General features: G+C 36.0%; 23 protein-coding genes. 7 read left to right on the top strand and 16 right to left on the bottom strand.

The window, feature by feature from the left end; translation table 11 throughout:
- Positions 1-50 precede the first annotated feature (50 nt).
- From KFE94_12265 to KFE94_12255, 3 genes are all read right to left on the bottom strand, one after another.
- Positions 51-1,574, bottom strand: coding sequence for a hypothetical protein (locus KFE94_12265; protein ID UTW65426.1), 1,524 nt, complete (start codon positions 1,572-1,574; stop codon positions 51-53).
- A gap of 96 nt (positions 1,575-1,670) precedes the next feature.
- Positions 1,671-3,782, bottom strand: a complete 2,112-nt coding sequence (recQ, locus tag KFE94_12260; protein ID UTW65425.1) for a DNA helicase RecQ — start codon at positions 3,780-3,782, stop codon at positions 1,671-1,673.
- Positions 3,783-3,884: 102 nt separating this feature from the next.
- Positions 3,885-4,619 carry a DUF2807 domain-containing protein gene (locus KFE94_12255; GenBank protein UTW65424.1) on the bottom strand — a complete coding sequence of 245 codons (735 nt, stop codon included), beginning with the start codon at positions 4,617-4,619 and terminating at the stop codon, positions 3,885-3,887.
- Between the two features lie 138 nt (positions 4,620-4,757).
- Here KFE94_12255 and ttcA point away from each other — a divergent pair, with 138 nt between their 5' ends.
- The gene (gene ttcA / locus KFE94_12250) at positions 4,758-5,558 is read left to right on the top strand and encodes a tRNA 2-thiocytidine(32) synthetase TtcA (protein UTW65423.1); all 801 of its coding nucleotides are present in this window, start codon (positions 4,758-4,760) and stop codon (positions 5,556-5,558) included.
- Between the two features lie 8 nt (positions 5,559-5,566).
- Here ttcA and KFE94_12245 read toward each other — a convergent pair whose 3' ends face one another.
- Positions 5,567-6,802 (bottom strand): T9SS type A sorting domain-containing protein, encoded by a 1,236-nt coding sequence (locus tag KFE94_12245; protein UTW65422.1) that lies wholly within the window; start codon positions 6,800-6,802, stop codon positions 5,567-5,569.
- A 61-nt stretch (positions 6,803-6,863) separates the two neighbouring features.
- Positions 6,864-7,724, bottom strand: coding sequence for a helix-turn-helix domain-containing protein (locus KFE94_12240; protein ID UTW65421.1), 861 nt, complete (start codon positions 7,722-7,724; stop codon positions 6,864-6,866).
- A gap of 201 nt (positions 7,725-7,925) precedes the next feature.
- Here KFE94_12240 and KFE94_12235 point away from each other — a divergent pair, with 201 nt between their 5' ends.
- Complete coding sequence (locus tag KFE94_12235) at positions 7,926-8,474, top strand: hypothetical protein (GenBank protein UTW65420.1); 549 nt, start codon at positions 7,926-7,928, stop codon at positions 8,472-8,474.
- A gap of 77 nt (positions 8,475-8,551) precedes the next feature.
- Here the strand turns inward: KFE94_12235 and KFE94_12230 are convergent, their stop codons facing one another.
- The 11 genes from KFE94_12230 to KFE94_12180 form a co-directional block, all read right to left on the bottom strand.
- The gene (locus KFE94_12230; protein UTW65419.1) at positions 8,552-8,932 is read right to left on the bottom strand and encodes a hypothetical protein; all 381 of its coding nucleotides are present in this window, start codon (positions 8,930-8,932) and stop codon (positions 8,552-8,554) included.
- Between the two features lie 87 nt (positions 8,933-9,019).
- Positions 9,020-9,427: a hypothetical protein gene (locus KFE94_12225; GenBank protein UTW65418.1), complete on the bottom strand. Its 408-nt coding sequence runs from the start codon at positions 9,425-9,427 to the stop codon at positions 9,020-9,022.
- Between the two features lie 147 nt (positions 9,428-9,574).
- Positions 9,575-11,980: a S9 family peptidase gene (locus KFE94_12220; protein UTW65417.1), complete on the bottom strand. Its 2,406-nt coding sequence runs from the start codon at positions 11,978-11,980 to the stop codon at positions 9,575-9,577.
- A 126-nt stretch (positions 11,981-12,106) separates the two neighbouring features.
- Positions 12,107-12,766, bottom strand: coding sequence for a hypothetical protein (locus KFE94_12215; GenBank protein UTW65416.1), 660 nt, complete (start codon positions 12,764-12,766; stop codon positions 12,107-12,109).
- Positions 12,767-12,829: 63 nt separating this feature from the next.
- Positions 12,830-13,903 carry a ketoacyl-ACP synthase III gene (locus tag KFE94_12210; GenBank protein UTW65415.1) on the bottom strand — a complete coding sequence of 358 codons (1,074 nt, stop codon included), beginning with the start codon at positions 13,901-13,903 and terminating at the stop codon, positions 12,830-12,832.
- A 96-nt stretch (positions 13,904-13,999) separates the two neighbouring features.
- Positions 14,000-14,728, bottom strand: coding sequence for a carboxypeptidase-like regulatory domain-containing protein (locus tag KFE94_12205; protein ID UTW65414.1), 729 nt, complete (start codon positions 14,726-14,728; stop codon positions 14,000-14,002).
- 37 nt (positions 14,729-14,765) lie between these two features.
- On the bottom strand, positions 14,766-15,716 hold the full coding sequence (locus tag KFE94_12200; protein UTW65413.1) for an energy transducer TonB: 951 nt from the start codon (positions 15,714-15,716) through the stop codon (positions 14,766-14,768).
- 38 nt (positions 15,717-15,754) lie between these two features.
- On the bottom strand, positions 15,755-16,726 hold the full coding sequence (locus KFE94_12195) for a transporter (protein ID UTW65412.1): 972 nt from the start codon (positions 16,724-16,726) through the stop codon (positions 15,755-15,757).
- Between the two features lie 28 nt (positions 16,727-16,754).
- Entirely contained in the window at positions 16,755-18,485 is a 1,731-nt protein-coding gene (locus KFE94_12190; GenBank protein UTW65411.1) for an arylsulfatase, read from the bottom strand.
- 22 nt (positions 18,486-18,507) lie between these two features.
- Positions 18,508-21,468: a T9SS type A sorting domain-containing protein gene (locus tag KFE94_12185; protein ID UTW65410.1), complete on the bottom strand. Its 2,961-nt coding sequence runs from the start codon at positions 21,466-21,468 to the stop codon at positions 18,508-18,510.
- A 13-nt stretch (positions 21,469-21,481) separates the two neighbouring features.
- Positions 21,482-21,835: a DUF983 domain-containing protein gene (locus tag KFE94_12180; protein ID UTW65409.1), complete on the bottom strand. Its 354-nt coding sequence runs from the start codon at positions 21,833-21,835 to the stop codon at positions 21,482-21,484.
- A gap of 92 nt (positions 21,836-21,927) precedes the next feature.
- Here KFE94_12180 and KFE94_12175 point away from each other — a divergent pair, with 92 nt between their 5' ends.
- The 5 genes from KFE94_12175 (at position 21,928) to cydB (ending at position 25,896) form a co-directional block, all read left to right on the top strand.
- Positions 21,928-22,803: a helix-turn-helix domain-containing protein gene (locus KFE94_12175; protein ID UTW65408.1), complete on the top strand. Its 876-nt coding sequence runs from the start codon at positions 21,928-21,930 to the stop codon at positions 22,801-22,803.
- A 31-nt stretch (positions 22,804-22,834) separates the two neighbouring features.
- Positions 22,835-23,050 (top strand): hypothetical protein, encoded by a 216-nt coding sequence (locus tag KFE94_12170; GenBank protein UTW65407.1) that lies wholly within the window; start codon positions 22,835-22,837, stop codon positions 23,048-23,050.
- Positions 23,043-23,345, top strand: a complete 303-nt coding sequence (locus KFE94_12165) for a type II toxin-antitoxin system RelE/ParE family toxin (protein ID UTW65406.1) — start codon at positions 23,043-23,045, stop codon at positions 23,343-23,345. Before KFE94_12170 ends, KFE94_12165 begins: the two co-directional genes overlap by 8 nt.
- Before the next feature lie 143 nt (positions 23,346-23,488).
- The gene (locus tag KFE94_12160) at positions 23,489-24,820 is read left to right on the top strand and encodes a cytochrome ubiquinol oxidase subunit I (GenBank protein UTW65405.1); all 1,332 of its coding nucleotides are present in this window, start codon (positions 23,489-23,491) and stop codon (positions 24,818-24,820) included.
- Between the two features lie 2 nt (positions 24,821-24,822).
- Positions 24,823-25,896, top strand: a complete 1,074-nt coding sequence (gene cydB / locus KFE94_12155) for a cytochrome d ubiquinol oxidase subunit II (GenBank protein UTW65404.1) — start codon at positions 24,823-24,825, stop codon at positions 25,894-25,896.
- Positions 25,897-25,956: the final 60 nt, after the last annotated feature.

Genomic DNA, 25,956 nt, shown 5'->3' with positions numbered 1-25,956 from the left:
TCATAAAGGTTTACGAAAATGGAAATTACACTTTTTTGATGGATTAACCCTTACTCATTGGGCTTTGATGCTTTAAATTTAATGGAGTATCCAATTTGAAACTGAGAGTAGTTATTGTACACATTATTACTTTCCCAATTGTATCTGAATCGACCAAACAATTTATTGTCCTCATTGGTATTCCAGGTGATCAAAAGTTCTGCACCTAACAGTAAATTATTCACTTTATTTAGCTCACTATTTTTCAAAGTATAATAATCAAACTGATCATTTAAGTTTTTTATATAAGTTAGTGTTCCAATCATGGTATAACTCCATTTATTTTCTGGATTGAAAATAAACTTCAAATTTCCTCCGGTCAGAAAAGAATTAATGGATTCATCCACTTCTTTCTTTACTCCTTCTTTCAATATTGTGTCATTCACCTGAGTTAATGCAATTCCGGCAAATCCATTTATATGAATGTCCATTGCCGCACCTTCAAAATCCAATACGTTTAATTCCGTCTTAACATTTCCAGTGCTATATCTTAAAATTTGTAGCGGATTTGCGTAATACGTTACAGTTGTATCATTAACAGGATAAGATATCAATGGCATTTCTCTATTATTTTGTTCAATCTTGGTAAAATCAAATGTTGGCATTATATGAGTAAACCCTCCTATACCTCCTAATCTAAGCAACTTACACCTTTGAGTCCATATATTAATTCTTTTACTAAATTCCATCTGAATCAACCCATTAGGATTATTTTGATTTAATCCAACCACATCAGAAAATATGTTATAGGTAAATATTTCTGGTGATGAGGTTTTTCTTAACTCCAACTTCTTATCATCTGAACTCTCTGTTTCATATGGTGTTAGAAATATTTTCTGGTTTTTAGGACTAAAATCATTTGTTGCTATATCATTTATTCTATTGTATTCAATCACCTCCCCCAAATTGATTGAGTAATTATTTCTCGTATGATTTTCATTATATAAATAAATATCATTTAAACTGGTTATATTTCTTCTAGTGGTTACGCCTATACCATATTGATTAGAAAATATATAATTAGTATCATCAATATTTACATAAACTATAATGGACTTAATAAAACCATCTTCAAACACTATTTGAGCGTCTTTAACATAAAAAAACTCTCTAGATTTTGTACCTTTTACCCTTACCATTTTATTCAAACTTATGTTTGCGATTTTCTGTCCCTTTTGAGGAATATTGAATAAAGCCGCAGTTAATTCTATAAACTTTAAACTTATCAATGCTTTATCTGACTCCTGAATTTGAAGTGTTTCAATTCCAATTTTTTCTTTATGAATACTCCATATAAATTGCTCCAGAACTGCACTGGTAAAATTTGTAACTGATATTGACCTTTCACTCTTGCCATTTAATGTATCAGCAGTTATGGTATAGCCTTCATCATCCTTCACTACTTTAATAGAATAAATTGCCTGATCACTTATCTTCAATTCTGTAGTAGCCGTTTGTGCTTGCGCGGAATAAATGGCACCTATAATGCTTATCAGCATCAATATGCCTATGCGTAAAATTTGTTTTGTCTTCATGGTTCCCAGTTTTAAGTATGCGTTTTGTTTAAAATCAAAACTACTGGGAGTCAAAAGTTTAATTCTTCACGGAAAACCGTGAAATTTAATACCTGGTTACTTTGAGGTTTTCTCTAAAATAGTCAATGCAACCCGGATTTTGGAATAAGATAGCTCTTCCTTTAAATGGGTATAATACGTTTTCAAAGCTTTGGGGTCATCCAATTCCAACTGTGCAACTCTTACCTGTAGAATTTCTTCAGGAGTAACGAACTGATGCAAATCGATATCTTTTCCTTCTAAATACAATTTGGACAAATGTGAAAATACTGTAGGTGGTTTAAGGTTCCGCTGTTCGCAAATTCCCTCAATACTCAAACCTTTTTGATACAATTCATATGTTTTAATGGCTGTATCTTTTTTACCAGATACATTTTGATTCATGTAATTGATAATCTCCTGAATAAAGGTGTCACCGTACACTTCCATTTTACGGGTTCCCACACCACTAATCTCTAAAAACTGAGATTCGGTACGTGGTACGTATTTTTCCATTTCTTTTAGGGAAGCATCGCTAAACACAAGGTAAGCCGGGATTCCTTGCTCTTTTGCAATTTTAGACCTAACTCCACGTAAATATTCAAACAATCCAGACTTCCCAGCGCTCTTAGATGGCGTGGGTGTTGCTTTGGGTTTCTGAATTGGAGCGGATTTATCTACCGGTAAAGTAAGTTCTACTTTTCTTCCCGAAAACAAGACTTCTCTGGAAAGTTCCGTCAACTTTAACGCATTGTTCTTATGAAATGCCAGTTCAGCCAGTCCCTGATTCATCATTTGAATAATGTATTGCTGCCAATGCGCCCAGGAAATATCCCGACCTATTCCATAGGTCTTTACCTGATCCAATTCTTTATCCACAATATGACTATTTCTGGCTCCCCTTAAAATATCGATGATCGTTCCAATAGCTTCTTTTTGATCGACTCTGGCAATGGTCGAAAGCACTTTTTGCGTAGATATCGTCCCATCAATAAATTGGGGCGGATTATTACAGATATCGCAATTACCACAATTTTCTGCGCGAACTTCTCCAAAATAACTCAACAAGATTTTTCTACGACAAGATGTAGCCTCAGCAAATTGTTTCATTCGCTCCATTTTAGCCAGTTGTACCTGTTCGTTAGAAGTTCCATCAATAAACTTACGCAACTGAATGACATCTGCATAGCTATGAAACATGATAGCTCTGGATTCCAGCCCATCTCGCCCGGCCCGGCCAATTTCCTGATAATATCCTTCAATATTTTTAGGCATGTTGTAATGGATCACCCAACGTACATTGGATTTATCGATTCCCATTCCAAATGCAATGGTGGCACAAACTATCTTGATTCGATCATATACAAACCCTTCCTGAATGGATGAACGCTCTTCAAAACTTAATCCGGCATGATACGAAGCTGCATGAATTCCAACCTGCTTTAAACGATCTGCCACCTGCTCTGTAGCCTTTCGACTCAAACAATAAATGATTCCCGACTCATCCGGATTATTACGGATAAATCGCATGATTTGCTGAATTCGATCTAACCCGGGACGTACTTCCAGACTGATGTTTTCCCGGTCAAATGATGAAATGAATTGTTTGGCATGTGGAATAGCCAATTGATTTACAATATCCTCTCGGGTCGCTTTGTCAGCGGTTGCGGTTAACGCAATGATAGGTGTATTGGGCAGACTTCGTTTTAAAAAACCTAATTGTTGATACGAAGGTCTAAAATCGTGTCCCCAGGAAGAAATACAATGAGCCTCGTCAATCGCAATACAAGAAACATACTTTTCGGATAAGGCATTGGTTAAATAAGACAAACTCTCCGGAGCCACGTATAATAATTTGAGTTCTCCTTTAAATACCTGATCTAAAATCGTATCCTGAACCTGAGTTTCCTGACTGCTGTTAAAGTAATTGGCAGCAATTCCATTGGCTTTCAATCCATCTACCTGATCTTTCATTAATGCGATCAATGGAGAAATCACTATGGTGACGCCTTTGAATACCAATGCTGGAATCTGGAAACAAATGGATTTCCCACCTCCGGTGGGCATTATCACCAAAGTATCTTTGCCTTCCAGAACATTTTGAATAATCTCAGCTTGCTGACCACGAAACTGATCATATCCAAAATACTCTTTTAAAGGCCGATGTATGTCTATCACATCTCCTGTCATAAGCGATGCAATAGTAGAATGGTTTATTGGTTTCTTTTATCTAAAAGTTGCTATAAATATGAACAAAATATCATCAGGTTATTTCATTCAAAGCAATTATTCCTAGTTCCAATTAATGATTTTTCCTGAACCTGTAATTGAAGAATTAATAGTCGGATATCCTTTGTAATATACATTTCCAGAACCGCTAATTTTCGCATCTAACCTGGATGTTGCCTGAACCTGAATATTTCCGGAGCCGGAAAGCAACACGTTACAATCTTCAGTAATCAAAGGGAATCCTACAAAATTTCCGGAGCCGCTTAAAATCACATTCAAATCTTTCAGTTTTCTCCAATATCCGAATCCACTGATATTCCCACTCCCACTGATGGTCGCATTTAATCTGGAAGCATCATCAAAACCACGCACTTCAATATTTCCGGAACCCGGTAATTCCAAATCCAGGTAAGACACATTATCAAAGTCGTAAATGCTAATGTCTCCGGAACCACTTAATATCGCTTTATGTAAATACGGAACCGTAATATAAATAGTCAACTGATAATCATCGTAACACCCATCTTCAAACTCGATCGCCCAAAGTCCTCCGGACACATCACCTTTTAATTTTGCGACTATATTAGGATGCCCAACAACTCTAACTTCCTGAATGATGCCCTGCTGTACAATTACTGTGGCAGACTCTTCCAGACTAATGGCAGTAAAATTGGGTATGGTTAATACTTGCGTGGTCACATCTCCTTCTCCGGAAATACAAACATTATCCTTGGAGCAAGAGGCCAGGAATAAAAAGCTTAGAATAATAACGAAGCTAATAGATTGTAAAAATTTCATAATTATGTTTTTTGGTTTCGGTTCGGTATACAATTTAAATACCATAATCTGTTTTAGAGATAACAATTTGTAAATTTATTTCCCCTAGTCGTTAGAAAAAAATCTATTTTGGAATATTTGATCTGTTACATTTGTCGCATGACAATAGATCGAGCTGAATTCAATCGTGCCCAAAAGCACCTAAGACGTGATGTATGGAAAGCCTGGCAAACGTATTCCTTAATTGAGGAAAATGACAAAGTGATGGTATGTCTGTCGGGTGGAAAAGATAGTTATACACTTCTGGACATTTTGTTACATTATCAAAAAGAATCTGATATTCACTTTGATATTGTCGCGGTTAATTTAGATCAAAAACAACCAGATTTCCCTGCTCATATTTTGCCTGATTATTTATCAAAACTGGGCGTAGATTTTAGAATTATTGAAAAGGATACCTATAGCATTGTTACCGCAAAAATTGAAGCTGGTAAAACCATGTGTAGTTTATGTTCCAGATTAAGAAGGGGGAATTTATATACCCTGGCGGATGAAATTGGAGCAACTAAAATTGCTTTAGGTCACCATAGGGACGATATTATAGAAACCTTTTTTATGAATTTATTCAATGGATCCAGATTAGAAGCCATGCCCGCAAAATACGTTACCGATGATCAGAGACATATTGTTATTCGTCCATTAGCATTTTGCAAAGAGTCGGAAATTGAAGTGTATGCTCATGGAAAACAATTCCCAATTATCCCATGTAATCTATGTGGTTCACAGGAAAACATGATGCGTAAAAAAGTTAAAAAGATGATTCATGAATGGGATACCGAATTTCCGGGACGCTCTTCTTCAATATTTAACGCACTGCAAAACATCAAACCCTCACATCTTTTAGATACAGATCTATTTGATTTTTTTGCTTTGAAAAACGCCCCGGAAAAATTGGTGTGAATAAGTCGTTATTGCACGATCAGTTGATGTACTTCTCGATTGTCATCAGAAAATACAACCACATGATACGCCCCCTTTTCCAAATTAGAAATATTGATTTGATCATATCCTGAACGAATGATTTTGACCCATCGCCCTGACATATCATAGATCCATACTTCAGAAACAGTTTGATCCGCATTTTCAATTGTAAAATACTCCGAAGTTGGATTCGGATACAATTTAAATTTGGTTGAAGTTTTCACCTGTTTCACCCCTAAAATTAAGCTTTGGTGAACGACTATTAATCCACTATCTCCAACTGCAAATGCAGTCGAATCGTTTGACATGGTTACATCATGTATAGGTTGAGCCACCGCTTCTGCATTCCAAAAAGCACCTTGTTCTCTTCCCCATAACAAAACACCCTGAACACCCCAGGCTGCTCTACCTCCGGCAATCACACCCTCATTCGGAGTTGGTGTAAGTGCTTTTAATTGCGGATAAAAGAACGTTAGGGATTGGTCATGTGGCAACCAGGTCTTACCGGAATCCGTACTGATCATAAATGAATTAGATAAAGAATCTACCACACCATAAATGGTAGAATCATTGACGAATTGCAAATCCCAAATAATCTCTTTTGAGAGGGTCTGAACAGTATCCCAGTTCATTCCTCCATCGAATGTTCTATGTACCTGACCACTATCTCCAGCCACCATTCCAAATTGATGATTGTAAAATGAAGCTGTTCTAAGATAATCATTAGCCCAGGATAAATAAGTAGAATTGTTTTGCCATACTCCATTCACTTTTCTATCAATTGTTTTTCCTCCAAAACAAGAGGAGCCAATTACCAGGGCATTATCCGCGTCAAAATTGAAATTGAAAATTGGAGCACACATAGCAATCGTAACCGCTGTCCAGTTTGCACCTCCATCTGTTGTCTTAAACATTTGCCCATCATAATGCGCACGTCCTACCATCATGTACCCATTTAGTTCATCAATAAAATTTACCTGAATAATATGGGGTAAGTTCTGTGTAAAGTGAATTCCATTCGTAGGTTGGATATTCCATGTTTGCCCACCATCCGTAGTTTTTAGCAAAGTGCTGTCATTAGCGCCAATATATCCCACCATATCTGACCCAAATGAGATAGAGTTTAATTTCAATTGTGTTCCGGAATTTACTTCTACCCAGGACTGTGCTTCAACTTGAATTACTACAAATACAAGACTTATAATGAGGATAATATTTTTCATGGCTACTTATTTTGACACAAAAATCACCGAATATCAGACCTCAATCAATGGATAAATTGGTCTATTTGTGGTACTTTTTTGCATCAAGTGCTTTGTAACCTGATGGTGTATAGCCTGTTTTGGCTTTAAAAAACCTGTTGAAATAAGCCGGATCTTTAAAGTTAAGCGCGTACATTACATCTTTGACCGACATATTGGAATAGAGTAAAATCTTCCTGGCTTCCAAAATGATGCGATCATTGATCACTGTCAAACATGGATGTGAATGGTATGTTTTACAAATCGCATTTAATTTCCTGCTGGAAATCTGTAAAGCTTCACTGTAATATGAAACGGGTTGATGTTCTTTATAATGTTCTTCCACCAACATCAATAAATTCATATACGTTTTAAAATCAGGATGTGCGATCAACTCTCCTTCTCCGGAAACACTTCGATGGCGTAAAAACAACTTCAATAAAATATGAACATAATCTTTAACCACCGCTTCGAAATAGGGCGTTTGCTCTACCAATTCCTCTTTGATCTGTCCAATCAAGCTCTGAACTTTAGTAAAACTATCTACATCCAACTCTAAGGTGGGTTGTAAATAAAACGCATGAAAGAATTGCACATACAGATCATAATCCAAATGGGTAAAATATTCTTTAGAAACTAAAATCACATGTCCATAAGTATCCAACTCCCGGGATACTTTATGAATTTGATTCGGGAATACAAAGTGGACTGAATTACTGCTGATCTCATGTGTTTTAAAATCTATATCATGAACTCCACCTCCTTTGGTAAACAAAAACAATTCTACATAGTCATGCTTATGGGGTTGTGTCGCATCATAACTATTTCGTTCCTGAAGTTCAACCACTTCAATATAATCGGAATAATTTTCCTCACTAATTTTATATATAGGAACAGAGCTCATTGATCTAAAACGCTCTCAAATATAGTGTTATTTTAATTTCAATCTAGTTTTCTATAAATCAACCATTTCAACAAAAACCTTGTTAAATAAAGGGTTTTGGTACAACCTCAGATCGTTTTTTCACGTCCACACTCCATAATTTTAAAGTATAAACCGAATACGGATACAATTAAATTAATATCTCAAACTATTACATTACACATGAAAAATTTACACCATTACATGATCGCAGGATTGGCATTGATTTTATTCTTTGGAAATTCTGAAGTACAAGCACAAAAAAAATGCAAATTCGATTTTGAAGAAACCGATCCATTCTCGGGTAAAGTCAAAAAAGGAAACACTTCTACACTTGTTGCAGGAATGGGATATTCTACCTGGTACGTGGGCTGGAACCGTGAAGGAGATTCTTTTTATATGGGCATGTTGGTTACCATGCAAGGTGAATTCAACACTTCAATTAATCAGGGGGATTCATTAATGTTCAAACTGGCGAACGGAAATATGGTTACCGTATACGCCAAAGAACAAAGCACTCCGGTAACAAATGTATCTACCGCATCGACAAAACCTGTTATATTGAGTACGTATAGATGTAACTATGCGATTACTAAAGAACAATTGGAAATGCTTTCTGAATCTGTGATTACACATGTGAGAATGAATATTGCGGATAAAGTGATCCAAAAAGAATTAAAAGAAAAGAAAGCACTTAAAGTGCAGAATGACATTAAATGTATCTTGAAATAGCCCTATACATTTTCCAAAAGAAAAGGGTTAGATGATATCATCTAACCCTTTTTGTTTATGGTAAACCGAGATATTCTCTACCTAAACGATTGACTTAATTCTAAAATATGCTCATCGTCATCATCTGCTGGGACCGCAGTAACACGATATTCCCAACAATCTCTTGCATTAAATGTTGTTGAACTTCTATCTGGAAAAATCACGCCATATTCTCTGGTCCTGATCTCAATTCGCTCAGAATTAACCATCACAGTAATTTGTTCTCCTTCTCCCAAAGTTGCATTATGCGTCACATAACCATTTCTGATCACCTCCATAAATATAGGATGATCCCACTGGTTACTAATTGTAATTTCAGGATTGGTTCCGTCACACTCACGTGTACATGAACTTGCAAATACGAGTAAAAATAAAAAGATGGCGAGGGGGGATTTCTGTAATAGTAGTCTTGCTTTCATAATTTATGTTTTGGTACATCCACTTTTGCATGTACCGTGCCAAAAAACATATCACACTACAAATCTCTTAAAAATCAATACTCTACACTACCAAATCACGACCGCTTTTTTCTCCAACACTGGTACATACTCCATCAACTCTTCAGTAATGGTATAAGCACCGAAGACATACTTCTTTTCCATTAACTGATTGCCACTAAAAAAGGTCACCCAGTACTCATTGTTTAAATGAAAAACTTCGGGAGTAATCGGTTCAATTTTCGCAGCTGTTTTTGCTGGAATATTCCCAATCACATGTCTTAACACAGATGTATTTGTATTCTGTTTCCCCGGCTGAACCAGATATCCTTTTGAAGTCACCATTACCCCTTCAATCATCTCATTTTGATCATTGATAATGTAAACATTCCATACCTGCTCATCATATTCGTTGACTTCATTCACTGCTGCAACGTATACATTCTTCACCTCCGGGATTTGGATATCTTTCTTCATACTGATTCTTTGCTGCAAAGAAAGTGACTCTCCTCAGAATGCAATTCATTTTTTGTCAGATTTTTATTTCGCAATAATGGACAACAAAAAAGCCCATCCGTTTGGATGGGCTACAAAATCTTAATAGATTTTTTGTTTAGGAATTCCTTATTGGTTTTTCAAATATTTTTCTAACCATTGATCTTGTTCCCATAGAACATGTAACACACTTTCTTTGGCTCTGTAACCATGACTTTCTTTTGGCAACATAACCAATCGTACAGTGGCTCCAAGCCCTTTAAGCGCATTAAAATAACGCTCACTTTGCATTGGATATGTTCCTGAATTGTTATCCGCTTCTCCATGAATCAAAAGTAAAGGATGTTTCATCTTTTCCGCATGCATAAATGGAGACATGGTATAATATACCTCCGGTGCTTCCCAATAATTTCGTTCTTCGCTTTGGAAACCAAATGGTGTAAGTGTTCTGTTATAAGCCCCACTTCTAGCAATTCCAGCAGCAAATAGATCACTATGCGTTAACAGGTTGGCCACCATAAATGCACCATAACTATGTCCTCCAACGGCCACTTTTTTTCTATCAATATAACCTAAAGCATCAACCGCATCTATAGCTGCTTTTGCATTGGCTACCAATTGCGTTCTAAATGAATCATTTGGTTCTTCATCTCCCTCTCCCACAATTGGGAATGATGCATCATCCAGCACCACATAACCTCTGGTCACCCAGTAAATAGGAGATCCATAATAAGGATAGGTAAAGGCATTTGGATTTGAAGTATTTTGACCTGCACTGGATTTATCTTTGTACTCAGTAGGGTAGGCCCATAAAATCATCGGCATTTTCTCTTTCTTTTCCATATCATAACCTACCGGCAAATACAATGTTCCGGACAACTCCAGCCCATCTTCTCTTTTATATGTAATTACTTCTTTATGAACATTCTCAATACTCTTAAACGGATTCTCGAAATGTGTCAACTGCGTTAATTTTCGCTTTTTCACATCTCTGAAATAATAATTTGGATATTCACTTGGAGATTCAATTCTGACCAAAAGCTTTTTGTTTTTAGGGGTATAATCTCTCAATTCTTCCAGTTTACCTTCAATTTTTGAAGTGTATAATCGGGTCGTCTTACGCGTATCAATATTCATTTGATCCAGAAAAGGAAATTGACCTTCTTTACTAAATCCGTCTCCCAATAAATAGATGTTTTTTCCGTCCAGCGCAATGACTTCTTTTCCCCATTCGTTTCTTTCGGTTACGAATTCACCCGGGTCACTGTATCTATCCTGATAGTTTCTATCGTAAAGCACAATTGGTGCTTTTGAGGCATTTCCCGGATCAAAAATGTAAGATTTTGTATTTCTGGTATTCCACCAGTAATCATGTGCAATCGCAAAATGATCTGTACCCCAGTCAATGGTATAAAAACGATTTTTTGTTTTCAATAAACTCTTTGGCGTTCCATTAAATGGTGCATCTAATTCAAAAACCTCATCTCTATATTCTACTTTGGTCTCCGGATCACCACCATCTAAGGCTTGTGCATAATACAAACTCGCAGGCTTATCATTTCTCCATGAGATATAGCGTTTACCAGTTCTACACGCCATAAACCCTTTCGGTAAATCTTCGATCAATGGCACTTTTAAAACTTCTTGTACAGATTGTCCATTTTGATCATACACTGTTTGGGTGAACGGGAATCTTCTATAAGGTACCAAATATGAAAATGGTTTATCGATTTTGGTCATCATGATATACTTCCCATCGGGAGAAATACTGATTTGATTGTACATACCACTTTCCATCCATAATTTGTTTTCTCCTAATAGAGTCACTTTATAGATTTCTGATGTAGCCAATTGCTCAAAATTGAATTCATCGTTAGGATTCTTCAATAAATCCTGATACGTACGGTTTTGTGCTTTTTTACCATCATTTACGGATATGGTTGGTCCGGTAGGTACAACGTTTTTCGTATCAATTAAGGGTTGACGTTTAGATGAAACTACTTTAACCAATAAACTTTGTCCATCTTTATTCCACTGAAATGGTTTTCCCAAATTCGCATTCAAATTCGGTTCTGTTAATCTGCTTGCTGCACCTTTTGCAATATCTGCTACCCAAAGCTCCACTCCCTTCTCTGTCGTATTCGTAAAAGCCATCCTGGTTTGATCAGGTGACCAGCTGAAATTCGTTAGTCTGGGTTTTTCCGGTAGTCCCGTAACATTTTTAATACTTCCATTTTTAACTTGCTTAATCTGAATATTGTTAAAATAGGTCACACGGCTCCCAATATTCAATTTCGGATCGATACGTAAACCAGCCAGACGTAGTTCTTCTTGTGATAATTCTTCAATCGATTTATACATGTTTCGCGAAAGCATCACCATATACTCTTGCTGGTGATCCATATACACCCAAGGGGCCATTTGTACATCCACCAATTCCATGATTTCAGCTGGTGGTTGCTGATAGGTTAAATTATCCTGTGCTTGAAGTTGTAGGCCAAATACACATAAAACCAGGTATAAAAAGTTCTTCATTTTACTTGTTATTTAATACATATTGAAGCCTAAAATAGCGGTTTTATCATGCGATTCGCACTCTTTTTTTTGAATGGTTAGGATCACGGATAAAGGGTTGTAAGATCAGGGTTCCAAGTGCTTTAACTAATTAATATTGTAACTCACACGAATTCCGGATTGGACTCCTCTTCTCAATCCACCCCAGGATATTCGGTATTCTCCATAGGCACTGAGCGCCCAGTTATCCATAGCACTTAGTTGTACTTGTGCACCTGAACTTAGCATTACATACAGATTCGCATTGGTAGTCACATAACCAGAATTAAATCCCACATAGGTCAGACCTAATGGATTCACATATGGTTTCACCATCATCCCATTAAATAATTCAAATGAGTATGTCGCACCTTCGGGGATAAACATTAGAAATTTGGTCAATTGCCCTAAATCGGCTGTTCCATCATTCCCCTGCGTCCACAACCAAATCAATAGTCCGGTAGGTAAACTCAAAGGCATATGTACATAATTGGGTCCTGCTTGAATTCGATAATTCACACTCCAATGATCGGAGAGTCCATATTCAGCTCCTAATCCAACAAAATATTGCTGGTCGAAATTGTTATAATAATGATAGCCAAACGTACCATAAAGACTGAGTTGAGGAACACTAAAAGGTTCCTCATAATCCCAGTTCGGTTTGATTAATGGGACAGAATCTTTGGGAGGTTCAGGTTCGTAAAACTGTGCCTGCAAACCCACATTCCCAAAAATCATACTTAATATGATGAGACAGATTTTTTTCATGGTGCAAAAACACTGTCTAAGCAAATCAAATACCAAACTCACATTGAGTTTGGATTTATTCAACTACCACTGATATACAAATGCATTAATGTTCATTCCCGCACCCACAGACGCAAATAACAAATGATCTCCCTTGCTGATTTTATGCCCTTCCATATTGTCTTTTAGAATCAAATCCAATAATGTTGGAATCGTAGCCACACTGCTATTTCCCAATTTATCTATGGTCATAGGCATGATATCCTTTGGAATATTTATACTTCCTGCCAGTTTATAAAACCTTTGAATAATTGCTTCATCCATTTTATGATTGGCTTGATGAATCAACACTTTTTTGATTTTTGAAATCCCTACCTCAGCCAGATCAATACATTGCTTCATTGCAGTCGGAACCTTAGACAACGCAAATTCATAAATTTTACGACCTTGCATTTTAATATAACGGATTCGATCATCCGATCCCGGGTAATTTGATTTACCCAAATACAAATACTCCATTTCATCGTATGTAAACGATTGTGAAGCGTGTGCTAAAATTCCCCGAGGTTGCGCCTCTTCCTTCAGTTCAACGATTGCTGCTCCTGCTCCATCAGCAAAAATCATAGAATCACGATCAAATGGATCCAACACTCTTGACAAAGCCTCCGCTCCTACTACCAAACACTTTTTAGCCATTCCGGCTTTTATAAATGCCTGTGCCTGAATAGTGGCTTCTATCCACCCAGGACACCCATACAAAACATCATAAGCCACACAATTTGGATTTTTAATCCTCAAATGATGTTTCACTCTTGACGCCAAAGAAGGCACAATATCTGATTGGATTGTATGTTTTACCACGTCCCCAAAATTGTGAGCTACGATCACATAATCTAAATCTTCCCGATCCACACCTGCATCTTCAATAGCTTTTTCAGCTGCATAAGTTCCGAGTGTGCTACAGGTCATATCTTCCGAAGCGTAGCGTCTTTCTTCAATATCTGTAATCTTATTAAATTTTGATATGGTACGTTCTACGGGTTCTTTGATCAACTGGCCTTCAGCGGTATAAAACGTATTGTTGCAAAACTGTTGATTCGGTTTTACTACTGATGGAATATAACTTCCGGTTCCGGTAATAATAATGTTTTTATGCATCTCAAAAATTTTGACGCACCAAAGTAGGATTTTATCACAATTGACCACATTTAAAACAGATTTTTTTAACCTGTTGTTTTACAGCTCATTTTTGGATTAATGTTTCTTTCTAAACACTCCCTTTACACGCTGCCATAATGTAGGTTTTACGATAACCACTTCTCCAATAAAATTAGAATCCGCTGTCATATTAATTTTCAAAGGTTTCATGTTTTCCTGAATCATGATCTCCATATTTTCTTGCGGGTATCCCAGAAAACTTACTTTTAAAATTAACTTTTGTCCCAATAAACTATCCGGTACAGTAAAGCTGAACTCCCCTTCAAAACCGGTTTGAGTCCCCCACTTTCCATCTGCAATGTAGACATTCGCAAACGGAAGCGATTCATGTGTAGTTGAATCAGTAATCGTTCCTGAAATCACGATTCCTTCTTGTGGTATCGAATCGGTATTTGGAATTTCAGTTTGATTTCTTACAGACCTAGTAGGTTCTTGATAAGTCGAAATCGGTATTTGAGGGGAATTTCCTTTTACTTCCTGATGTCCTAAAAAAGCAAATACCCCTGCCGCAGCGATTGATTTCCAAATGGAATTTTGCGGAATTCTTTTAACCTCCACCCATCTATCAAGCTGTTCAGGTTTGAATCTGGCACATACGTTTTGAGGTTTTGATTTAAAAGTGTTGTGGATCTCCGCATCTGATTTTCGGGTAAAATCCAATACGTTCTTCTGGCATATTTCACAGGCTCGCCCTTGTTCAACAGGTGTCATCTGACTCCAATCTTCATGACACGGTTTTGGTATGGTTAATTTTAGCTTTGACATTTATAGTTTATACGTTTTTAAATCAAGACAGGTGAGTTTAGTATGTTTCAATTCGAATAGGTAAAGCGTAATACATTCTTACCACTTTCCCACGATACTTTCCTGGAGTCCAATTAGGCATATTCTGAATTATTCTTAATGCCTCTTGATCGATCTCTTTATTGATTCCTCGAATTACTTCTGTCTGGCTAACTGAACCATCTTTCTCGATAACAAACTGAACATAAATCTTCCCAGTAATATCTTGCTGATGGTCCAATAGCATCGCATCAACACTACGTCTCAAATACTCATAAAGCTCTTTCTCTCCTCCTGGAAACTTAGGATATTCTTCCACAACAGTATAGATCATATTATCTTCAGCCTCCTGAGATTCTTTGGGTTCTTCTACATCTGGTGGTTGAGGGATTCCCTGATGTGCATAATACAAACCATCTGCATATCGACTTTGATATAAGTGAAAAACTGCTGCATTCACATAGGGTGATTGCCAATATCGTTCTTTAGTCATTAATGCACCATAACCTCTATACCCCTCTTTCCGAAAAGTCTTGGTAAATTCACTCCGCATATGTTTAAATTCATCTGCCGTATATAGAAATTCTTTCCCATTAAGTACGAACGGAATCTTTCCATCTTTTAATTTATGCACTTGTTGAGAGCCACCATAACAAGCCCATTCTCCATTATATAATCGTAGATATACCACAAACTCTCCTTCAATGGGATACTGAACATATCCTCCCAATGGTCCATATCTGGGTCTGTGAAATTTAATAGCTGAATTGGGCACAATGTCTTTCCCTGATGTGTTTTTGAGTACATCACGAACTGTAAAGGAGACTTTTTTATCTTCTCCTGTGATTGCGCTACAAGTAATAATGAGTGGAGCTTCGTATAAACCATTGATATCGGGTGAATAGATTTCCTCCGCATTTAACACACTGAGAAACATGGAAAAAAATACGAGCAGTAATGATTTTTTCATCCTTGAAAAATATCAAAAACCTCGCCAAATTGAAAGCATCAATTACCCTCTATATAGTTTTTAAATCTCTCTTGAAAATCATGAAAACTCCAAGCAACAGTCAATTTAGTTAAATAACCATCTATCGAAAGAGACTGCTCATCAAATAAAATTGTTTCACTATGACTTAAAAATAGATTTATATTATCATTTATTTTGAGCCCTAGAGTCATCCCAATAATACTACTCACAATACTTCCTTGTTCATAAATGGTTTCGTTAGTATTTGATGCAATCAGACTCAAGTCAGCACCATTTAAATACGAATAATCCAAAGACAAGAACCCCTTTTTTGTAATATCTCTTGTTAAATGACCCTCTAAAATAAATATTCCATCTTGTTTTATTTCATTCCCTAAAAAGCTTTTATTATCTGATACAAACTGATAAGATGGAAATAATTCAAGAGTCATTTTGTTTCCATCAACCCATTTACCTATTCTCTGTACAAATGGTAAACCTAACTTTAATTTGATCTGATTACTTCCAATATTTACTGCACTATTCCCATCATATTGTCCAGTTGGAACACTTAAATTTAATTGAAAATACAGCAATGATTTGGGTTCATGTCTTATATAATCTTTTATCATTAAACCCTTAGCACCAACTATATTAATCGTGCCTATCAGTCTGATATCACCTAACCCATGTTTAAAAATGGATTTTGTAGTTGAATTTCCTCCAATTTTATTGGGTACAACAATATTGGTATTTAAGCTAGCCGTTGGTATAACTAATGTCGCGTAAAAAGTTCTCTTAAATATTGGTTGACTTCTCGTATACGTAAGTATGTTTTGACTATTATCAATCACACTACTTTTATACACGAAATTAAGATTGTTTAATATCGTATTCGCCTTTGCATCAATACGATGAACACCTATTATATTTGTGTTTTTCGGCAAAGCCCAATACACTCTCGCTCCATCAAATTGTCCAAATACGTTGAACATTGATAATTGAAGCATACAGAACGTAATTATTATCTTATCCATATTATTTAACCTTTTCACTTCCTCTTCCAAAATCGGGATCATAAACCATGGGTCTAGGAGGTAATTTTTCTACCATACCGTCATAAATTGTTCTGTTAGGTAGAATTACGTTATTATCTTTCTTATAAGTTTCCCAGTCATTCTTTAATTCTCTCAGTTTTTCAGGATATGCTTCCGCAAGATCATTACTTTCGCCTGGATCATTAACAACATTAAATAATTGCCATTCTCCCGTACCAATTGGCTTAGGCACCCAAACAATTTTCCAGTCTGCCTTACGAATAGATTTACAATTCCATAATTCTGTACCAATATAATCTGTCTCATTTCTAGGGGAATCAACATCACCTCTAAGCATACCATACCATGACAAACCTTGAACTTGATGGGTATTTATGTTCCTATTATAATCTATACCCGCTAAATCAATAATTGTTGGTAAAATATCTTTCACATGCAGTACTCCCTTTTTATTCAATAACCCTCCATCTTTCACTAATGGACCAGATACAATTAGTGGAGAACGAATTCCACCTTCATATGTGGTATATTTAAATCCATAAAAAGGTGTTGAAGAAACCTGAGCCCAAGGAGCACCATAGGCTGTAAAAGACCCTTCCCTTCCCCAATTCTGATACCCATGTGTATAGGTTTTCGCCATCCAATTCGCTGATGCTGTACCTGGATATTTTTTATAGGTTGCTGACTTATCGTTTATATCTGGTCCATTATCTGAGAAAAAGATCACGTATGTATTCTCCTTCAGATTGTTTTCCTTTAAATACGTCATTAACCTGCCAATCTCCATATCCATATAATCAAGTACTGCTGCATACACCTCCATCTTCCTTGCTACAATAATCTGATTCAATGGCTTCAACTTATCAAAACCCGGAATATACCATAACCTTTCTCCTAGTACAGTCTTTTCTGATATCACTCCCATTTTCACCATTCTTTCCAACCGTTTATCTCTTAACACATCCCATCCTTCATCAAACACACCTTGATATTTTCTTAAAAAATCATTTGGCACCATTAGAGGATCATGTGGTGCTTGATGTGCTAAATAGGCAAAAAATGGCTTTCCATCTCCCTTATTTATATCTATATATTCTATTATTTTGTCAGTAAAAGTTTTTGTTGCGTAATACTTTTTAGGTAGTTCTGACAAATAGACGGAATCTTCAACATAATGATTTGGTGTTGTTTCCTCGTCTGGCCCGTCTAAAGAAAAATAACTACCCGAACCTGAAAGCATACTAAATGATCTTTCAAACCCTCTAGAATACGGAATATTCTCTTTACCTTTTCCTAAATGCCACTTACCTGCCATATAAGTATGATAACCATTATCTTTCAAAATTTCAGGAAGTGTTGGCACTGACCTATTTAAAATACCCTCGTAACCAGGCATATTTAATTGATTTGGAGCTGGATATTCATACATATTTCCTAAACCAACTAAATGATTATCAATACCAGTAAGCAACATTGACCTTGTAGGAGAACATGTAGGAGCAACATAAAAGTTGGTAAAGCGTACACCTTCTGCCGAGAGCTTATCTAGGTTTGGAGTTAGCATCTCACCTCCAAAAGCACCTAAATCGGAAAAGCCCATATCATCAGCAACAATTACAATAAAATTAGGTTTATTTTTCGATCCAGATTGAGCCCTTAAAAACGACACTCCAGTTATCAAAAATAAAGTTAATATAACCACTTTATTCATAATTTTCTTCATTTAAAACTCACTATAACTTTATAACAAATTGATATAATCCTGAATGATCATATTCACTAATCAACAATAAGTATATCCCTGGCTTCACGTTCTCCCCACCTATTAGAAGGTGCTGAATATCACTTGTTCCGGATTTAAACCAAACCATTCTTCCTGTCACATCAAACAACTTTAAATCCGCGTTTATTCCATCATTATTCTTAACAAGAACATCCCCATTATTATTTATAATAGCATACCCCCCATTATGCAATTCTTTATGGGAAGCATTTTTTATTCCTAATACATCTTTTGATGAATTATTATCTTTATTTTCATCTATCATTTTCTCAAAAAGTATATTGAATCGGGTTAAATAATTTTGGTTTTGGTCTAGATTTACTAGATAATTCTCTAATTTCAAATCATGCTTAATATTTGTTTCAGTATCCCATAAATAAATTCCTATATCATCGGCTATATTTTCAGATTTATACATTCCAATAGAATGAGTGCCGGTTTCACTTGTTACAATATTTATCGGTATCTCTTTTACTTTGCCAATTTCAAGTGGGGCAAATGCTTGAATAGAAAATTTCTCATTATTAATTAGTGATGATAATTCAACATGTGAATTTCCTATTAACTTATGTGCATCATAACCCAAATCAATGGAATCGGTAGTTTTTGAATTATACCCTAACAATATATTATTCTGATAACCCGATGGAGAGGTTAAATTAATCCAAGCCAAACTATTTTCATTAACATCATTATTATTTTTAAAAAACTGATTATTATTACCAGACCGCATACCGTTATTAAAAACTACATTTGTGGTTAAATTAGCAACTACCCAAAAACCCTGACCACTTGCAATATGACCATTAGGGATTTTACTAGAATTTCCGGAGTTAACCCCTCCTAATAAATTCCATGATGCATAATCTGAATATTGATTATACCCTCCTGTAGTATCTGCTTCATCCCAGAAGTATAATCCATCACTTATTCTTGAATTATTAACTGCATTTTCGTTCCAAAAGGCAGTAGCATTTAACCCACTTGGATATGGGTTTCCTATTAGATTCCAATCATCACCTGCCCAGCCAGTTCCTCCAGGGTTACCTAATGAAGTGGTAGTAATGGCTTTTTGAATATCTCCATTATTAATATCTCCGTTGTAAGTTTTTAAAGCGGTAGGATCTCCAGGTACGAAATACCCCCCCCCGATATCCATGATACCATCGCCACCTGTGATTACATCTGTTGCAGAAAATGTTACACTATTTCCATTACAAGTTGTAGAATACCCTGCAGCAAAATCATACTTCCATGCTTGATTATCTTTATCAAATGTCCAAATATCGCACGGATTGGCACTATTGAATACAGATGTTAGAGTAGCTGATTGAATAGGTGAAGCCCATATGTTATAAATATATGATGAATTATTCCCCGCACGTTTAACATTATAGATTCCAGAACCTGAGTTGTTATCTGCTCCTGAACTGGTTTGAATTAAAGAAGTGTTTTCTTCAATGTTAATGGTTCCATTATTTACAATATCTCCAGCCAATGAAACATAGATATCTGAATTTATAGTTAATACCCCGCCAGATTCTACTTCAATTTCTTTGACAATAGCATTTTCCGTAAGTGGTAGAGCTCCGGTAGCTGAGTTTTTAACCAAAAATTTGTAACAAGCATCTGTTGTATTTGGAACATTTGAATTTCCAGCCCCATTATAGAACTGTGAGTTATCTACAACAATTTGATCAAAATATTCGAACGTAAAATAATCATCGTCATTGAAGGAAACACCAGTTGCAGTGTAGGTGCCAGAATTCAAAGTCATAGGGTATCTTGTTTTAGAAGAAAAAGAAGAAGAGCTACTTACAATCACAAATAAAGTTGCGCAACTTTGTTTGCCAGATAAATCCAAATCTGCTGCATCAACAGAAAGAGTAACCGATCCTACATCATTTCTTTTACTCACTCGCCATATACTACTTAACCTTTCGGTGTAATCAGTAGTTCCTGAAAAAGTATAATTTGAATTTTTAATACCTTCACCCCAAAACAAAAATTCATCATTCTGTAAATCAGAAGGGTTACTAATCTCTATTATCCCCGTCCCCTTCGAGTCCGTATGATCTGAACCATCTATAGCTTTACCAATTCCGGCAACATTATGATCAAAATCTCCTGCACTCATATTATCTTGAACGTAGAAATCGTTTGCAGATAATACTATATCATATTTAGCTGCAAGATAGTTGCTTACTAAAATTCGTTCAATTGTTGTTAGCGTTGTCAAAGCAATAATTGACTCAGAAATTTGACAACTCAAGAATCTGTCTAATGCTCTATTAGCCCCATATCTCAATAAATCAAAATATCTTGCATCTGTATTTGCAATAGAGTTTGTGTTTGTGAAGATGAATCCGTTAAACCCAATAGACAAATCAGTAGGGGTTCGAATTATATTTGTAATCCTTAATGAAGTATATGCCGAAAGGTTACCCGCAAAGATGTTTCCAAACCTATAATGAAAAGGTGATGAATTCGTATAGGCAGAAAATTGCATTGTAGAACTACTAACATTTGAAGAAGTTGAAAATACCGATTCATTAAGAGATTGACTTCCAGACGCTTTCCAAACAAGAAAAATATTGTAATTAGCTCTATAAACGTTACTTGATAATGTATTTGTAGATAGATAATCATTCAAACCATCAAATAAAACCAATGGATATGAATTAGCTACATTGAACAGAGCAGGAGGTTGCCGATACACTATATTCTGAAAAACATCATTATTTTGACCAGATTGATCCTCCCATTGTGAGACAGTACTAGCCATAGCTGTCGTCACCAAACCTTTATTTGCATCTAGCCATTGATATAATTTGGATTTATCAATTCCTCCTGGTCCATCTTGTGAACACAAAGAAATAGGCAAAATTATTAAAGCTAAAATCCACTTCATTTTATTTCTCATTTTACTTCTTTTTGTCGGTCAGCATATACATCCAAATCAAACGGGAATATTTGAAATTGGTAAAACTGGTGACCAGAATGACCACAAACATGGCCACCAGAATCATTTCAGTAGAGGGAGAAAAAGGGTTAATCAGAAAAAAAACCACTATCAGTTCCGCAACGATCAAAGCATAGCTTACGAACATTGCACCAAAGAAAAAACCAGGCTCCGTCTCATATTTATGTCCGCAATGGTCACACGTTGTATTCATTTTGGGGGATTTCAACAACAGTATATTCCCATCACTTTCAAAAACATCTCCCGTATCACAAATCGGACATTTACCTTTTGATATTTTCCGTATCATATTCACAGAACTTTAATAATCTCTGCAAACGTACTGACAAACAAAGTTTTTAAAATTGAATATTTTACGCATATATTTGTATAATTAAGACACTTCTGTTGAGGCTCCCAATCCTAAATATCAAACAATTCCAAAATTCTTCGGAAGATCATTTTTACGCCAATATCTTTTCTAAACATTTGGTTGAAAATCATCATTCCATTACCACGCCTCATAAACATGATTTTTACTTATCTGTTTTGTTTACGCATGGGAGCGGTACACATGAAATTGATTTTAATTCTTACCTGATTGAAAAGGGCGCTTTATTTTTTTTAAAACCCGGACAAACCCATAACTGGTATCTTTCGGAAGATATTGAAGGTTATATCTTCTTTCATTCTAAATCCTATTACGATCTGCATTACTCCAGTAAAAGTGTAGTAGATTTTCCATTTTTCTATTCTTCTCAAAACTCTCCTTATCTACTACTTAACATAGATCAAAGCTCTAAAATTGAAATCTTGTTTCAATCTATTCTTCAGGAATTTCAGCAGGACAATTTAATGCAGCATCAAAAAATCAAAAGTCTGATCGATATTCTCTATATAGATATTGCACGATGGTGTGTGGGAAACCGTTTACAAGATGTTTCCCAATCCAGTTCATATGTCTTAAAGACACATCAACTGGAGAATTTAATCGAACAGCATTACCTGACCGACAAACTCGCCAGCACTTATGCGGAATGGATGCATATGACTCCAAAGCATCTCAATCGTATCACTAAAACCACCTTGGGAAAAACAACTTCAGAATTGATTATAGAACGGGTATTATTGGAAGCCAAACGCATGCTTGTTCATTCCGAAAACCAATTGACAGATATTGCCGATCATTTAGGGTTTAGCGACTATGCGTATTTCTCAAGGGTATTCAAATCCAAAACCGGAGAAAATCCTTCCGATTTCCAAAAGAGATACCATCAAGGATAGTCTTGAATTCTTTTATCTTTGAGCACATTGTATGTCGAAAAAAGATTCAGAACATTCAGAAAACCAAAAGCGCACTGAAAGATCAGCTTCCAGCGTTCTTTTAGAGCTATTCGACTTTATTGAGCAAGAAAGAGATCAGGAAAAAGAACTTATTCGCGCACTACGAATTGGTGAAAGTAGCGATCGTATTGCGCATTTTAATCCTCGAAATCATCTAGCTGATTTACATAAAAAAACAAATGGATAAATCTCCTCTTTTAATGAGTACGATGGCGATCCAGGATCTTGAAAAGATTTGGACTTTCTGGAAGCGGAAATCTTCATTGGAAGAGGCTGATCATCATTACCAGAATCTGATTCATCTGATTAAAAGAGTTCAGCTTGATTTTACTCTGGGACACTCCATTGAATCCATTCGTGAAGCATATCGTTTGATCACCTATCAGGAATTCACTATTTATTATCTGGTGAATGAAAATGGTGTCATTGAAGTGATTCGAATATTACCAAAAAAACTAAACTCGAATCTAAGAATAGATTGATTCCCTACCTAACAAACATCAAACCGCACTCTAATTTCCCAGCTATTTTTTTAAGCTATAGCAATATAACTCGAATTAAACTTCCGATCTCATTTCGATCTGTTTAACCCTTAATTTTGTGTCATCCTTAAATATTTCCGATCATGGAAGATATGTTATTTTATGATCGCATGCAGTTCGCATTTACGATCACATTCCACTACTTATTTCCCCAATTGACCATGGGGCTATCCTTTATCATAGTATATTTTAAATGGAAATTTCTAAAAACTGAAAACATCATTTACAATAATGCTTCTAAATTTTGGATGAAGATTTTTGCACTAAATTTTGCCATGGGGGTGGTCACCGGAATCCCCATGGAATTTCAGTTTGGTACCAATTGGGCCAAATTTTCTGAACTTACAGGTGGTATTATTGGTCAGACCTTAGCAATGGAAGGCATGTTTTCATTCTTTCTGGAATCTTCTTTTTTAGGTCTCTTTTTATTTGGTGAGAAACTCCTCGGACATAAACTTCATTTCCTTACAGGTTTTCTGGTATTTCTAGGTTCCTGGGCTAGTGGCTTCTTAATTATTGCCACACATTCCTGGATGCAATATCCGGTTGGATATGAGATTTTAGAAAATGGGAAGTTTGTGCTTAAAAACTTCTCTGCGCTGTTTTCAAATCCGTGGTTATGGCCTTCATACCTACACAATCAAGCAGCATCTTTAGTAACATCTTCTTTTGTAGTCGCTGCGATTGGTGCATTTTATCAATTGACCAGCAAACATGAAAAATATGGACAGATTTTCTTAAAAACAGGAGTGATTCTGGGATTTATATCCAGTGTATTTATGGCATTCCCTTCCGGTGATTTAGCTGCTAAAAATCTGGTAAAATATCAACCGGTCACTTTTGCTGCCATGGAAGGTATTTTTGAAACCGAAGAAGGTGGTTCTGAAATTGTGCTCATCGGCCAACCTAATATCCAGGAGAAAAAACTAGACAATAAAATTGCGGTTCCTAATGTCCTCAGCTTTTTAACTTACCAAAATTGGGATCAACAAATTTTGGGTCTTGATCAATTTGATGAAAGCCTCTATCCTACTAATATTCCAGGGCTCTATTACGCCTATCATATCATGGTCGGATTGGGAACCATTTTTATTGGTTTGATGTTTATCGCTCTGGTTTTATTAATTCGTAAAAAACTTACCGAAAACAAATGGGTCCTATGGGCGATTATGTTTGCGGTTCCGTTTCCTTATATCGCCAATATTGCGGGCTGGTATACGGCTGAACTGGGACGTCAGCCCTGGTTAGTTTACAATTTATTGCGAACTGCTGAAGGCGCGTCTCCTACCGTTTCCTCTGGAAACACATTATTTACGCTTCTGGGTTTTATCGGATTATATATGCTCCTCGGTCTACTCTTCTTATTACTTGTCGGCAAGGCGATTCACAATGGACCTCAACCTGTAAAAAACTGATTATGGAATTATTTTGGTATATCGTATTGATGCTCATGTTGGCAATCTATATCATATTAGACGGCTACGATTTCGGAGCTGGAATTATCCATTTATTTTTTGCGAAAAAGGAAGCGGATAAAAAAGCGATCACACAAGCCATTGGCCCATTCTGGGATGCCAATGAAGTTTGGTTGATTGCTGCTGGAGGAGTTTTGTTTTTCGCTTTCCCAACTTTATACGCTTCTTCTTTTAGTGGATTCTATTTACCGCTTATTATTATTCTTTGGTTACTCATTTTCCGGGCAATTGGATTGGAATTGAGACATCAAATTCATCATCCCATTTGGGAGGCTATTTGGGACAAAGCCTTTGGCATTGCCAGTTTTCTTTTAGCCTTATTTTTTGGCGTAGCCTTAGGAAATATTGTTCGTGGGGTCAATTTAGGAAACGTTGTCAATGGAGTATCTACGCAAGAAGCGCACTATTTCTTTCTACCACTTTGGGACGCTTCATTTCACCCGGTCTCCGAACAATTAGGAATCATTGATTGGTTTACGCTTTTATTAGGCATTATCGGAGTTGTTTCGTTAACGATTCACGGAGCCAACTGGATTATCTTCAAAACAAACTCTAGTATTAATACAAAATTGAGAGCGGTCATTTTCAAACTGAATATTGGGTTATCCATTCTCATCCTCATCTCCATTTTCTCGTGGCATGTGATTGAGGAAGATCCATTTCATAATTTTAAAGAATCTCCACTTCTAATACTATTTCCTTTGATCTGTTTGATTGGACATTTAGGACTGTATAGAATCCAAAAATTTCAAAAAGATGGTACCGGGTTTATCTTCTCTTCTTTGTTTTTATTAGGCGGATTTATTTCTACAGCGATGTCAATATTTCCAAAGGTTTTACCATCTACCAATGCGATCAATCCATCTTTGACAATTTACAATGTAGCTGCAGATGAATATGGATTATCGGTGGGTGTTTACTGGTTTGCCATCGCCATTGTTTTAGTGGCGATCTATTTCTTTATCCAATACAAAGTATTTCATGGTAAAATGGATGATGTGGATTATGGGCATTAAATTGATATTATTCTAAATTTTATAAAACTTAGACTTCACATTTAATCCTACTTTTGCACC

This window comes from bacterium SCSIO 12643, assembly GCA_024398135.1.
In the GTDB taxonomy this organism is placed as follows: Bacteria; Bacteroidota; Bacteroidia; order Flavobacteriales_G; family Salibacteraceae; genus CAJXZP01.
The sequence above is the reverse complement of the archived record's forward strand: the minus strand, read 5'-3'. Positions and strand labels throughout refer to the sequence as shown.